General features: G+C 57.5%; 14 protein-coding genes and 1 pseudogene. All 15 read right to left on the reverse strand.

The window, feature by feature from the left end:
- Nucleotides 1–39: 39 nt before the first annotated feature.
- Entirely contained in the window at nucleotides 40–549 is a 510-nt protein-coding gene (locus EDY99_RS00915) for a phage major tail tube protein (RefSeq protein WP_033641919.1), read from the reverse strand.
- 12 nt (nucleotides 550–561) lie between these two features.
- Entirely contained in the window at nucleotides 562–1,731 is a 1,170-nt protein-coding gene (locus tag EDY99_RS00920) for a phage tail sheath protein (protein WP_033641920.1), read from the reverse strand.
- A 140-nt stretch (nucleotides 1,732–1,871) separates the two neighbouring features.
- On the reverse strand, nucleotides 1,872–2,429 hold the full coding sequence (locus tag EDY99_RS00925) for a tail fiber assembly protein (protein WP_050594401.1): 558 nt from the start codon (nucleotides 2,427–2,429) through the stop codon (nucleotides 1,872–1,874).
- On the reverse strand, nucleotides 2,429–4,306 hold the full coding sequence (locus EDY99_RS00930; RefSeq protein WP_033641921.1) for a phage tail protein: 1,878 nt from the start codon (nucleotides 4,304–4,306) through the stop codon (nucleotides 2,429–2,431). Before EDY99_RS00930 ends, EDY99_RS00925 begins: the two co-directional genes overlap by 1 nt.
- Before the next feature lie 2,768 nt (nucleotides 4,307–7,074).
- Nucleotides 7,075–7,596 (reverse strand): annotated as a pseudogene (locus tag EDY99_RS24940) (phage tail protein I); the annotation flags it as partial.
- A complete protein-coding gene (locus EDY99_RS00940) occupies nucleotides 7,589–8,497 on the reverse strand; it encodes a baseplate assembly protein (protein WP_123061398.1) in 909 nt (302 codons plus the stop codon). The gene EDY99_RS00940 and the pseudogene EDY99_RS24940, both read right to left, overlap by 8 nt.
- Before the next feature lie 4 nt (nucleotides 8,498–8,501).
- A complete protein-coding gene (locus EDY99_RS00945; RefSeq protein ID WP_033641924.1) occupies nucleotides 8,502–8,852 on the reverse strand; it encodes a GPW/gp25 family protein in 351 nt (116 codons plus the stop codon).
- On the reverse strand, nucleotides 8,849–9,484 hold the full coding sequence (locus tag EDY99_RS00950) for a phage baseplate assembly protein V (RefSeq protein ID WP_047572604.1): 636 nt from the start codon (nucleotides 9,482–9,484) through the stop codon (nucleotides 8,849–8,851). Before EDY99_RS00950 ends, EDY99_RS00945 begins: the two co-directional genes overlap by 4 nt.
- An 85-nt stretch (nucleotides 9,485–9,569) precedes the next feature.
- Complete coding sequence (locus tag EDY99_RS00955) at nucleotides 9,570–10,034, reverse strand: phage tail protein (protein WP_046688263.1); 465 nt, start codon at nucleotides 10,032–10,034, stop codon at nucleotides 9,570–9,572.
- Nucleotides 10,035–10,087: 53 nt separating this feature from the next.
- Nucleotides 10,088–10,600 (reverse strand): lysozyme, encoded by a 513-nt coding sequence (locus EDY99_RS00960; protein ID WP_046688264.1) that lies wholly within the window; start codon nucleotides 10,598–10,600, stop codon nucleotides 10,088–10,090.
- Complete coding sequence (locus EDY99_RS00965) at nucleotides 10,584–10,802, reverse strand: HP1 family phage holin (RefSeq protein WP_033641928.1); 219 nt, start codon at nucleotides 10,800–10,802, stop codon at nucleotides 10,584–10,586. The genes EDY99_RS00960 and EDY99_RS00965 overlap by 17 nt, the downstream gene beginning before the upstream one ends.
- 3 nt (nucleotides 10,803–10,805) lie before the next feature.
- Nucleotides 10,806–11,009 (reverse strand): tail protein X, encoded by a 204-nt coding sequence (locus tag EDY99_RS00970; RefSeq protein WP_033641929.1) that lies wholly within the window; start codon nucleotides 11,007–11,009, stop codon nucleotides 10,806–10,808.
- Between the two features lie 191 nt (nucleotides 11,010–11,200).
- Nucleotides 11,201–11,395 (reverse strand): hypothetical protein, encoded by a 195-nt coding sequence (locus tag EDY99_RS00975; RefSeq protein ID WP_033641930.1) that lies wholly within the window; start codon nucleotides 11,393–11,395, stop codon nucleotides 11,201–11,203.
- Nucleotides 11,396–11,458: 63 nt separating this feature from the next.
- Nucleotides 11,459–13,555, reverse strand: coding sequence for a replication endonuclease (locus EDY99_RS00980; RefSeq protein WP_123061399.1), 2,097 nt, complete (start codon nucleotides 13,553–13,555; stop codon nucleotides 11,459–11,461).
- Nucleotides 13,539–13,760 carry a TraR/DksA C4-type zinc finger protein gene (locus tag EDY99_RS00985; protein ID WP_033641931.1) on the reverse strand — a complete coding sequence of 74 codons (222 nt, stop codon included), beginning with the start codon at nucleotides 13,758–13,760 and terminating at the stop codon, nucleotides 13,539–13,541. The genes EDY99_RS00980 and EDY99_RS00985 overlap by 17 nt, the downstream gene beginning before the upstream one ends.
- Nucleotides 13,761–13,787 lie beyond the last annotated feature (27 nt).

Below are 13,787 nucleotides of genomic sequence, written 5' to 3' on the forward strand. Positions count from 1 at the left end.
AAGGGGGCCAGCGCGGGGCTGGCCGTTTGAGGTGAAAAATTACAGGCCGATGGCGCGGCGGTGCGCTGCCAGCAGATCTACGCCGTCGACTTTTTCGATCATGTTGACGGTATCGATCTCGATCAGCTCTTTGCCGTCGATGCTCAACTTGAAGTAAGTGCAGTCGGTGGAAACTTTGGTTTCGGTATCTTCACCCTGCTTGAAGTCGCCGCTGTCGATCTCTTTATGACGGCCGCGCATCACCACTTCGAGCGCAGAGACGTCGCCGGTATCGTCGCGTTGGAAAGAGCCGGTAAAGCGCAGCGGTACCGCATCGACGCGGCCCCATTGCTTGAGCACCAGTTCGTCAATGCCGCCCATGGTCCATTCCACCACCAGCGCATCGTCGTCCAGGCCGAAGTCCACCGAGGCTGCGCCGCTCATGCCGCCGCCGCGGAATTTTTCCAGCTTGCGTGTCAGTTTCGGCAGCGTCATTGAGGAAACCACGCCCATGTAGTTGAAGCCGTCGTTAAACAGGTTCAGGTATTTCAGTTTTTTTGGCAGTGCCATGCTTCAGTCTCCTTAGCTGTTCACGGATGCGGCGAAGTTCGCCAGGTAGCGATCGGTAATGCGCTGACGCAGAGTCAGATCCTCCAGAGGCGGTACCGGGGTGTAGTCGTAATCGATAAACAGCTTGCCGGCCTTCAGGGTCTCTTTGTCGTTGGCGCTTTCGTCATACCAGCAGTCACCGTCGATGATCAGACCGGCGGATTTCAGTTCGCGGAACTTGGCCTTGATGCCGTCGATCATGTCGCGGATCAGCGTCGGGGTAAGCGGACGGTCAACCGCCCACAGATGAGCTTCGGCCAAGGTGTCGGCCAATACCTGCGCGGTACGGGTATAGTTTTCAAACTGGAACAGCGGCTCGTCGGAGCAGGTGCGAGATCCCCAGAACTTGAAGCCATCTTTGCGGATCAGGGTGGTGACGCAACCTTCATTCAGCAGATCGGCGTCGGTGCCTGCGGTTTGCAGATCCCAAAATACGCTGGCCGAGATACCGCTCACACCGTTGACGCCGACGTTGGATAAGGTTTTATGCCAGCCGGTCTCCTGGTCGATCTTGGCACGCAGCCCCAGTGCACGAGCGGTGGCGAAGGCGATGTCGCTGCTGTTGGTGGTGGTATTCCAGTTGATGAAGTCCGGCCAAATCAGCATCAGTTCGCGCTGGCTGAAGTTGGCGCGATATTTGATGGCGTCGGACACGGTTTTACAGCCGTAAGCGCTGATATAGCCGAAAGCGCGCAACTGCTGGCAGATGCCGGCCAACGCGGTCGCCACTTCCTGATTATCATGGCCCGGTACGCCCAGAATGCGTGGTTTCACGCCCAGCTCGGCCTGAGCGGCCAGCAGCGCTTTCATGCCGGTGTACTTACCGTTTTCATCGGCGCCACCGATGATATTGGACGTGGTTTCGGCCTCGTCTTTCCCTTCCGCCACGCGTACCACGACGGTTACCGGCTTAGTCTGCTCGGCGATCGCCAGCAGCGAACGCGCCAGCGTCCCTTTTTTACCTGCTTTGCCGCTGGCGGCCAGGACGTCGGTAATCAGCACCGGGGTGTTGAGAGGAAACAGGGTTGCATCGGCATCTTCTGCGGTACAAACCATGCCGACAATGGCCGTCGAGACGGTGGAAATTACGCGGGTGCCTTCGTTGATTTCGAGGACACGCACGCCGTGGTGATAGTCACCCATAGCATTACTCCGTTTGTGGTTGGTGATGACAGCATGCCTGTTGGGAGGTGGTGCCGCATCTCATTCGGGGTGTGGGATAACTGGTACAACAGCAGGAAAAATAAAGAAAAAAAACGCCCCGGGCGGGGCGTTGAACGACGTTATTGCGGTGGTTGCGGCCAGTCGATATCCGGGGCCGCTTCGGGATCGACCCGATTAAGCAATACGCGGTAGGTTTTCCAGCGGGTCAGCAGCCGCAGTTCCTCTTCGCTCGCCATTCCCAGGTCAGTAGCGTCGTTAAGCGTTTCTATCTGCAGCGAACTTTGCTTAATCAACTCTTGTTTTTTATTGGCGGCCTGTTGCCGTAGCTCCTGAGTTGAATACGATCTTGGTATGATGTTTTCTCCATCAAAAATCCAGCGGCCGTTGATATCAGCGCCTTCCGGCAAGTTTTCGACCTCCGCCACACTCATATTTTCTGGGAAAAATCCGGAAACGTCATAATGGCCTTCGGCATTCGGTTTCGCGGTGATTGAACGAATGATCCCGTCCTTGTCATACATCAGTTTTACCGTCTCAGGACGGAAGCTTTTTTGACATTCATACCAGTCTTCCCCGGCATCGGATTTTAAAAACAAAACACCGTGCGAGGCGGCCAGCTGTTTCTGTTCTACCGTTTCCGGCGCGGCGAGGGTAAAGTTTTTCATGTTATTCATCATTATACGCTCCAGACGGTAACCCAATTGCCACCAATGTGTTTTTGCAGCGGACGACGGAAAATTACGTCGATGTATTCATCCACGTTGTTGTTTGCTGCGCCGGTCAGGACATAACCCGCGCTATCCGAATAGCCGGGGCCTCGCCAGGTAGCGATACTTTCCACATTACCCAGGCGAACATCCCGCACAAAGTTGTGATTGAGATAGTTGCTTAAATAGCCTCCCCAAATGCCGCCGTTAATATTGCCGTCTGTTTGATAAGCGGCACCTGCAGCAAATAAGGTGCCGTTCGCGCGGAGTTCACCGTTATTACGGAAGCTGAACCAGCCATCGGCCCCGCCGTTGGCAACATGGATACCGAACTCATGGTGGCTCCCGACCTTCTCATAGTGGTAAAGATCGACGAGCAGATTACCTTGCCCCTGTAGACGCATACCGTTTGTTTGGCGATTGCCGTCGGGATGAGTAAGATTTCCTTGTTTAGTAATAAAATCAGAACTATAAAAAGCGGCCATACCGTTGATATTGGCCTTTCCGCCTATCCAGGCATCACCCGTCGCGCTCAGCTTGCCATTGACGTAATATTCATTGCCGTGAAAGGCTAAGGTGCCTTTGTTGTCATTGATGAGTCTGACATCGAAGTCACCGTTGCTATTGCCGTAATGAAAATCCAGATAGGGGGTGGTACCGAACAGCTCGACACCGGCTTTTGTGGTCAACGCTCCGGCGATGGTTACGCTGCCATTTACGGCTAAAGAGGGTGTAGTGAGGCCGGATTTACTCTCAATCGCTCCATTGACCGTTAAAGCGCCGGTAATGGTATCGCCGCTCTGTTTGACGAACTTCCCGTCGGCTTCCGCCTTGCTGTAGGCGTCGACGTCTGTGGCCGTCGGTTTAAAGCCGGTAGTGTAAATTCGGTACCAGTTCAGCGGTTTGTCAGGGGTCGTGGACGTGCCGATGTAAGATGATCCATTAGGCTGGATCGCCAGATAGCCGCTGGAAGGGCCGCCGTCACACGGCAGGTTCAAGACGCCATAAACACCGCCGCCCGGCGCATTTTTCGATGCACCCGTAACCCGATAGATTTCGCCACGGTTGCTCAGAGCGTCTTCGCGATGTATCGGGCCCCCCCCCAAACCGAACGCGCCCACCTCCATCAGGTTGGTTTTTTGCGCGCCGACGTTGCGTGTGGCGGCAGTACCCAGCTCCAGGTTGCCGCGCGCGACGGACTTGTTTGGCAGGTCTTTCAGGTTCGCCGCGATTTTCAGCGAGGCATCGTTAACCGCTTTGACGGCTTTCGGGGTAGCGGCCAGCGTTTCGCTACCGCTATTGCTGTCGTTGCTCAATTGAGTGAAACCCTTTGCCAGCAAGGTGGCGTCAGGATGATTGCGCGAGCGGGCATGTTCGGCAATGGCTGCACTCAGCGTATCGCGCGAGACCAGTAAGGCGGTCTTGTCTGCGACGATCGCCGCATTGGCGTCGCCTTTTACCAGAAGCACCATGCGCACGACCTGGGTGCGGCCGGCACCTTCGGTCAACTGCGGCTTGTAGGTGTCGGGCGTATTGGCGATCGCCACCAGCACGCCGTTTTTGTCATACAGCCCCAGCTCGCGGATCCACCAACCGCCAACGTCCTCCGGGATCACTTGTTCAGCGATCACTTGGTTGCTGTTGCCGGTATCTATCTGCAGTGAATTCAGCTCGGCGCGCCGTTTTTCGTTCACCAGCTTGGTCTGGCTTTCATCGGGCTGCGTTGGCGAACCGCCGCCGTCGCCGACCGCCATATGCGTAATTTCCAGCTTTTGGCCGGTTGCTGCAGCGTTAGCCAGCAGCGCTTTGCCCTGTTCGGTGAGCAGGGCGCGGTATTTTGCTGTCATGGTGTGGTTCTCTTCTGTTTGCCGGCCGGGTAGGTAAGGCCGTTTTTATACATCACATACAGACTCAATCCGCGCAGGATCTCGCCTGACCAAAAGCCGAAGAACATGCCGTTATCGGTGCCGAGACGCGGCGCGGGCGACCAGCCGCCGTCCATCACGTCACCGGTGGAGAGGTAATGTCTTTGTAATTCCGTAACGCATTGTTCGATAAAGTGTTCGAGGCCCTCAATTTCACTGCCGGCCATTCTTGCCAGCACCGCGCCAGCCAGCCACAGGCCGCACATGTGGCCGGTAAAATCCTGTGCATCGGGCTGCGGCAGGCCGGCCATCGGGAAATCGGTCGGCGTGACACCGCCGGCGTCATTGGTAAAATCAATCAGCCAGCGCAGCCAGTTTTCGACATATTCCACCAGCTTGAGCGGTGGCGTTTTGCTCGCCTGCTGTAACTCGAGCCAGGCGCGCGCGGCACCGAAGAAGGCGCGTGGCTGATAGCCGGACCAGGCCGTGCCGTCACCCCAGTGATACATGGTCCAGGTATCCGCCGGACCGTAACTCAGATTGTCCCAACGGTTCCAGATATAGGCCGATGCGCTGGGGCCCAGCACGCCGAATTGCTGCTGATACCACTGCTGCGACTGCCACAGAAACTCGACCATGTTGTTGAGCATCACCCCGTCGGGATCGGCGGCGGCGTGCACGAAAATGAACGGGTACTGGTAGCCCGGATAAGGCATGCCGTGCCAACCATCGAACTGTTGGCTGTCCGCCTGATAAATGTTGGAGAACGGCATGACGCCCGGCGTACAGAACAGGCCGTCGCGGCGGTGATTCAGGAGGGTGCAGTCTCCCAACAGCGCGGTGTAGGGGTGTGCCGCCTGGAACGTGATGCGATAGCGGATCGTGTAGCCGTCATCGGCGTTGAGCGTCGGTGGAATGTCGTTCAGTACGTAGTAGCTGAACGTGGCGTCCGGTACATTTCCGTCTTGCAGAATGGTTACTTGCTTGACGCGGCTGAAGCGAGGTGCAGCCGGTTTGGGCTCGACATCCTGATGGTCCGGCTGATAGCCGCTCAGCGTAGCCGCTTGCGGGGCGAAATTTGCGATTTGCCATTTGCCGCCGGTGGCGGGCAGCATCCAATACCAGCGCCATTTGTCATCATCTTCGAGCCGCAGGTTGAAGTCGGCGTCCGCGCGATAGACCAACTGCGTAACGGGGAAACTTTCCTCTGCGGTCAACCAGGCGCCGATCACCATACCTGCGTCGTCATTGGGGAAACGGGCTTGGATCACTGTCGCGCTGCGGCTGTCGTAAACCTGTTCCTCAAATTGGCTGGCGATCGCGCAACCGCCGTAGTCGGTCACTGCGCGCAGATCGGCCAGCAGATAGTCGCTGCCGTCTTCTTTCGTCAGCGCCGCCAGGCTGCTGAGCGCGATGTCGTAAGTTTTTACCTGAGGTTGGAGCGACTGCGGCAGGCCGATGCCCCATTCCGTGGTGCTCGCCGCGTTTTTTTCCGGTGCTATAGACAGCTGTATTTTGCAGGAGATCGGCTGATTCTGATCGTCGACGCCGCCAAAGCAGGTGCGGATTTTTGACTGGCGATTAATGCGGAACCAGATTGCCTGTTGTTCCAGCGATTGTTGCGATGCTATCTCTTTGCGAATGGTGATCATGCCTTCGGCGCTGCGGCCGTAGCTTACCGGCGCACCGGAAGGGTATGACCAATCGTAGGAGATGCCGTCGGTAAACGGCGTATTGGCGCTGCGGCTCTGGCGAAAGAACTTATCCTGCGCATCAATATCGGTATATTCCATCGCGGTGAATTCAACGCTTTTCCAGGCGTTGAAATAGCGCTGCTCGCCGGTGATGCTGTGTAGCAGATAGCAGGCGTCGGCAAACCACAGCTCGGCATCGGCCGCGTTGCCCATGGCGTTGTGCGGGACCGGCACATGCAGCGGACGGTTATGCTGTACCTGATTGCGTTCGATTAACACGCCGCCGTGTTCGACCGGTTGGCGATTGGCGAAATTCAGCTTGTGATTGCCGCCGAGCGTGGCGTCTTTTAATTGCACCGTACCGATTTGTTCAGCGGGCAGTCCTTTGGCCAGGATCTCGCCGTCGGCGCCGATCTGGTAACCCTGCCAATTGATGATCCAGTCCACGTCATAGCGTGTACCGTCGTTATTCCAGTCGATTTCACCGGCGGCATTGACCGCGCGCACCTGGGCGTTGACGGCATCCCAGGCCAGCGCGCCGTCGAAGGCGAAAGTAGCGATGTCGAGATATTCACCCCAGTAGGGCGCGCCGTGAGGGATCTGCGTACGGCCCTTGTTGAACGTTAGCGGAATACCTTTGAAACCGCTATGCGTCGGATCCCTCGTATCGACCGGCCAATTGGCGGGCACAGGCTCTTTGGCGTTGACGATCCAGTTGGCGATCCAGCGTTGAGGGCTGTCAGGGATCGGCGCACCGTCGTAAAAGTAGGTCACATAGGCGTCAAAACAGGCGATGGCCTGATCCAAATATTTTTGTTCTCCGGTCGCCAGATACGCATGGGCATAGCCAAGGATCTGCAGAGCCTGTCCTTCGGTGGTGGCGTCGTTAGGCAGCCCCGCCATGCGCGACAGCTCGCGTTCATGACGGGAATCGGCCAAAACATGTTCGTCGTTGAACACGAAGTGTTGCTGAGTCGAGTCCAGCGTGGTGCCGGTATTGCGTTGCAAGAATTGGTAATGTCCCTCCAGCATTTGCAGGGCGAGACTGGCATAGTCGGGGTACACGGTAGTAAGCTCTCCATCATATTGACCGCCGGCGACGTCGATTGCGCCAGCGGCTTCGAGGTTCAGCGCCAGGCCTGTCAGATGGCGGCTGACCGGCTTGGCATCGGCGATCATCCGCTCCATTTCCAGATACATCTCTTCGGTGATACCGTTCTCCAACACGCCGATATCCAGCGTGAAGGTGCCGGGCTCACCGTTGGTTTCCCACCACTCGCGCAGTTTGATCAGGTAACCCAACGGTTCCACCACACGGCGAATAGCGCCGATGGTGCCCTTGTGACGGTGGATGAAGAAAGCGGCGGCTACGACGCTGCGTTTGGCATCTTCCGTCCAGGTTTCATCCCAATGATCGACCGAGAAGGCCCAGGCCAGGTACGGCAGCAGATTGACCGGACAGGTGGCTGGATCCCACAGATCGCGCAGCGGCACCGGCATGGCGGCCAGTTCGGCACAGGCGGCCGCAGCCGCGACCTCCAGCGGGGAAGAGCCGACCGGCAGCAGACGGTTACTCATCGGAGCCTCCCACCGTCAGACGATAAGAAGCGCAATGTGACGCCTGGGTTTTGTCCAATACGATGTCGGCCTGCGGGGTCTTCAATTCAACGCGTTGCACCCCTTCGGCATGCAGTGCGGCGTAGATTGCCGACAAGCGAATGTCACGGCCTAAACGGTGCTGGGCGCTGATGTAATTTTTCAGTTTGGCTTCGGCAGCGCGACGTACCGGTTCTGCTTCAGGGCCAGGGTAGAGGTACAGTATGGCATCGATGTTGTAGCTGATGATGTTGGCAGAGCGGACGGTGACGCGATCGGCCACCGGGCGCACATCTTCATCGTTCAACGCTTTATCGACGATCGCCACCAGTTCGGCGCTGGCGGTACCGTCTCCTTCGCGTGACAGTACGGAAATCAGCACGTTGGCCGGACTCGGACTTATTGCGGAAACGTCGGCGACCCGGCCATCGGCGGAACGACCGTGATACTCGTAAGAGCCACTGGATCCAGCCACGCTTAAGCCTTCGAATGCCTGTTGGATGCGCACGCGGAAATCGCTATCCGATTCCATGACCGCCGGCAAGGGCGGGATGACGCTGTCATCCGGCTGTTGCACCACCAGGCGTCGCACCTGGAAGTTTGCGCCCAGTTGGTCGAGGTCGCTGCCGCTGGCATAACCCAGCATCACGGCCTTTGCGGCTTCATTCACGCGCTGGCGTAACAGCAGTTCGCGGTAAGCATTTTCTTGCAACAGTTTGACGATCGGCTCCGATTCCAGCGCCAATGTGCGGGCGATGGCTTCGCGCTGCTCTTCCGGGTAAAGGGAAATCAGCGTGGCCTTGCGATCGGCCAGCAGCGATTCGTAATCGAGAGGATCCACCACCGTCGGGGCGGGTAATAAACTCAGGTCAATGGTTGCCATGGTGTCAGCTCACTGAAATAGAAAGAGAAAAGGCATCCGGCGTATCTGTGCGGTTGCCGGTAATGTCGACCACCATTTTTCCGTCAAAGGTGGTGTTGCAACTGATGCCCGTCAACCGAATGCGTGGTTCCCACTGCAGCAGTGCGCTGTAGCAGGCCGCCATCATTTGCAATCGCAGTACGTCGTTTTGCGGCTGATCCAGCAACTCGGACAGCAACGAACCGTAGCTGCGGCGCATGACGCGTGAGCCGATAGGCGTAATCAGGATGTCGCTCACCGACTGGCGAATGTGCTCGAGATCGGCGATTGCGCGGCCGTTGCCGCGATTCATGCCAAGAAATTTCGCGTTGTTCATGCTGGTTTGTCCGTTTGGCCTCCGCCGTTTTGCACTCCACCGTGGGTGTGGGTATGCACCACAATGCCGTTAGAGCTGATGCTGCCACCGGTGTGATTGAGATCGCCGGTCATCGAGCCGCCCTGATGGATGGCGATGGTGCCGGTAGTGAGTTGCTGGGTACACTCCACTTCGGGAGCGTCCAGCGTAATTTTTCCGCTGGCGATACAGGTGATGTTTGGCGCCGTCAGAGTGATCCGCTCGGCGGCTTCAATGGTGGCGCTTTGTATGCCGACGGCCTTAAGCGCCCCGGTAGCCGGCTCGTATTCGAGCACTGCACCGTCAGGAAAAGCGATATGCGCCGCCTGTGCTGAGGCCGACGGTGCGGGGTGAGCATCGGAAAATACGCCGGGCAACACGAAAGCGGTTTCAAGTTCCCCGCCAAGTGACAGCACCAAGACCTGTTCACCAATGCTGGGCGCCCACCAGCTGCGTGCGTCGCCGGCCCGTCCGGTCAGCCAGTTGAGCCAGTCGGTAAGATTGCCGCCGGTGGCGACGCGGCAGCGCCCGCGTTCCAAGTCGAGCTCGCTGACGGTCCCGATCCGTATCAGGTTGCGCACCAGGCGCTGAATATCGAAGTTGTCTGTGTTCATGTCTCAAGAATGCCGCTGGATGAAAAGGGGGACAACGCGACGGCGTTTGGCTGCCGCCGGCACAACCGAAGCTGCCTGTAGGGCGCTACGGCTGACCAAATTCGCTGAGTAACTCTCCGTGCAAATAAACCTGGGTGAAGCGAACGACGTTCTCCGGTTCGGGAGGTTCAGCCAGCGGGGTGATATGCAATGCGCCATCGCGCAGTTCCACCCGGATTCGTTCGGTGAGTTGCAGCTGCAATATCAACTGGTTCGGCGTGTCTATATCCCTCTGAAACGAAAAATCATTTTTACGCTTGTCCGGATTGGCAAGAAGGTCTGGTTGGTGGCTGCGCAGCCAGGCCAGTACGGCGACCATGACCCGGTCGTCGTCAGCTGACGGCCCATCCAGCGCCAGATTGAGCTGATAGCGATATTCGAAGGACAGCGAGGGGGCGAGCGTTGAGATCACGCGGCCGTTAGCAATGCCAAGGCGCAATCGTTCGGGGTTTTGCTGCAACACGGGAATGGCATTGAACAGTGCTGCACGGAGCTGTTCGGGTTTTAACATGATGTATCTCCTGAAAAAGGGAGCGGTTTGAGTGGGCGTTTGTTGAAAAACGATCAGCGTGAGATGCCGCTCAGACATAGCGCACGTTCGGCCGTGCGGCGGCGCTCCAGTCCTTTGTTTTTGACGCCGTTGACATAAATCCAACGAGGCAGTTGATCGCAAGCCGCCTGCCACTGACGACGTTTGACAAAGGTGGCCAGCGTTGAATTGCAGGCGGCGTTGACGCCGACGTTGAAAGCGAAAGCGCTGACGGCGTCGTAAACCGGCTGCGGCATCTTGACATCCATACAGCGCGCGAGACCGCGCTCTACGGCGCGTACATCGTCGATCAAATGGGCGGCCGCCTGGCGTTCGTTGATGACGGCGCCCGGCTTCACGCCGGCGGTGTGGCCGATGCCGTTGGTCCAGACGCCGGCACTGCATTGGTAGGGTGAAAGCCGGCAGCCTTCGAAATCGGCGATCAGGCGCAAACCTTCCTCAGAGGTTTTCAGCGTATTGAACTGAGGCAGCAGGGCAGCGAGGGTTAAAATAGCCGCCACGCTGCAGCGTTTAGCGAGTGAGCTCATCGTAGACTCCGCGTTTCAGGCCGTTTTTTTTTAGCGATTTCAGCAACTGGTAGCTTTTACGCCGGTAGTACCAATTCACTGCAAAGGTACCGACGCCGACTGCGGCGCCGACCAGGATGGCAATGTCCTGTGCAGAGTGGCTCCCTAACCAGGCCAGGCAAGCCGCGACGAAATAGGCAAGGGTTGAAGTGAGTTTCTCCATCGCTTAATCCCACAATTTGACGGTTTCTCGTTGGGCCGCCGCAGGCAGGTCCGGCAATTCCACCGGTTGACCGTGCGGCAGCAGGGGCCCCAGATCGGCGAGGCCACGGTTAGCCAGATAGACTTGTTCCACCTGGCGTTGCGTGCTGCCGTAGTAGCGCCAGCAAATCGCATCAATGGTGTCACCTTGTTGTGCATAAATTTTCATCATTACCATCCTGCGATAGCGTTGGGAGAGAGGGCTGTGGCCCCGGATATCTTCAGTTTCGCGCGCGTGGGAGGGAGGGGCAACGCGAGGGGGTTGTGGATGAGATGGCACAACTGAGGCGCAAAAGTGCCGCCGGCAGAAATAAAAACCCCGCCGGCGGCGGGGGGATGAAAAACGTTTGGCTGGAGGGATTAGCAGGGGGGGTGTTCGTCAGCGGGATAAAATATTTCTTGATAATCATTGTTCGGCAGCACCTGACTGGCCAAATCGGAGATCAGCGACATGGCGATCAGAAACTCGGAGGCACTGCATTGCGCAGCCTGTGAAACATCGGCGATGAATTGGATGCGGGACAGTGTTACTTGTTGTTTATCCATAATTTCCACTGTTTTTGCCCTCTCTTGATTATACTGTGTATTTATACAGTATTAAGCAAAACGCTAAAGGCGTCAATGGTTGGACTTATCATTTGTGCAGTAAAAATACGGCCAATCATTGATTAGCGGAAATTGTACAAGGAGGCCGTCAAAATGAATTTTGCCGCCGCGTGCGAGAACCTCCAACTGCCAGCGTTGCGGTTCTATGCCAATACCTCGAAGTTTGCGGGCAATATTCAGACAATGCTGCCGCTGTGGCGGCGTCAAACGAGCCGACGGCGCGGGTGCCGGCGGCAAGTAAAGAGCGCGCGTTCCACAGTTATTGCCAGAACTCCAAGGCGTCGCGGCGGCGAGTGTTTTAGCGACGATCCGCCATTGTACGGTGCGCGTTCGGTATACCCGCTCAATTCCCAAATGCGGTGCATAAATGCCGACAACTTTTGTGACGGGCTCGTCATAAGCGTTCCGGGTTTCTGAGGCTTCGCGCGCGACACGCACCCACTGGTGGCTGCGTGGCACATTGGCGCCGCCTTGCGCCTGTATGTAACCGGCAAAGTCGCCGGCGTCGGCAGCGGCGCGCACGGCTTCGGTGCCGGCGTCAAACTGCGGCGTCAGGTTTTGGCCGCGAATACGTCGACATTCGCGGTAGACCCCGAGACCGGGCAGGCCGAAGGGATGAAACTGGGGGATGCGCCAGGTGGCGGCCCAGGCGCTGACCGCGCGGGCGGTATCGCTCAGCGGGGCGCCGGTTTCGCGATCGAGCTCTTCCTCCAATGCATATCCATCGAGGTTTTTTGCGACATATTTGGCCAGATAGGCGGTTGCGCCACCCCGGTTGAGGTGTTTGCTCTGGAAACGATGTTGTTGGGCGCCAGGTTCTGCTGCATCCTGTTGCAGCGCATAACGCTGCATGATGTCAAGCACTGCCTGACGTTGCATTTGTGGAGTGAACATCATCAGATGCCAGTGCGGCGTGCCGTCATGATGAGGCTCAACCACTCGCATACCGTAGACCTGCAGACGGCGATCCTTGAAGGCGGTTCGCATTTTCCCCCACTGGGCAACCAGATAACGCTGGCCATCCTTCGGTGTTAGGGCTTGTCCTTGCCAGCGTGTATTGAAGCGCATTTTGCCTCGTGTGCCGACATGCTGGATAGGGTGAAAGCGTGCCGGCGTCGTCAACGTGATAAACAACCCGCAGTGGCCGTTGCGAGTGGCGTAGGTTTCTATACCGGCGAGGGTATTCATCAACTCCATACGACGAATGGCGGGATTGGCGATGCTGCCGAGCACTTTATCCATAAGATCGGCGCGCTCGCCCGTGGCGACGTTTTCCAGCTCGCAACGGTGAAGATAATCGAGGTTCGATTGACGCCGAGCCTTGACATCGTGAAGGGCCTGTCTGCTGGCATAAGGTGACGTGTTGTTGCGGACGTTGCCTATCGCGATTTGCAGCGCCTCGCGCCACTGCATGCGTTGCATTTTGAGACGCCGCAGCCACCAGCGATCGTCGGTCAGGCGCGACAGCGCCGCAATTGCCCGCTCGCTGTCCAACTTGCCTTTACGATAACAGCGCCAGTGCATGGGCTGGATATTGAAGGCGCGGGCCATCGTGGCGATTTGGCGATAGAGGCGGCGCTGTATATCCGCGTGTAGCAGGATCTCGGCATTATTGCCATGCTTCGCCAGCAAGGCGTCACATTCACTCTGGTAGAGCGCAGAAAGTTGGCCCCCGATACGCCGCGCCAACTGCTCCAGCGCTTTATCGCCCAGCGCGGGCAGTGCGCTATAGCTGTCCGCTTCGCTGCTAAAGTGCAGTGATTTGCGTTGATCCAAACCGAAATTATTATTTACCTGCTGAATGCGTGGCCATATCCGCCGATGGAAAACTCGCACCAGATAATGCCAGGCGGCGTGGGCTCCCTTCTGGCTGAGCAGTTGGCGGTGGCGCTCAAGGAACGGCGTGCGCAAATAATAAGGCAGGTCATGAATGCACTGCAGTATCGCTTGCCATTGGCGCAGTTGGTCGCGATTCAGCGCCGCTTCGCGCCCTATCGCACGTCGTGGGGCATTCCATGGATAGGCGTAATCACCGTACGCTGCGTGTTGTATGGCAGAGGCGTTGACCGGCAGATGCTCCGCCGGCCTATTTTTAACGGCGAGCGACATGACGTTGCTTGGCTTCTGATAGCTGCTGGCAGGTCACGCAGCGGCTGACGCCGGGAATCGCAATGCGTCTCGCCACAGGAATCGCCGCGTCACAATCGGCACAGCAGAACGCCGAGGGCGCTGTGGCAACCGGCCTGGCATACGCAATTTGTTTCTCGAGCATCAATGCCTGGCGCTCCTGCGCCATATCAATAGTATCAGCCATAATATTTTCCAGTATTTAATAGGGTGA

The organism is Serratia sp. LS-1 (assembly GCF_003719595.1).
GTDB classification, from domain to species: Bacteria; Pseudomonadota; Gammaproteobacteria; order Enterobacterales; family Enterobacteriaceae; genus Serratia; species Serratia ureilytica.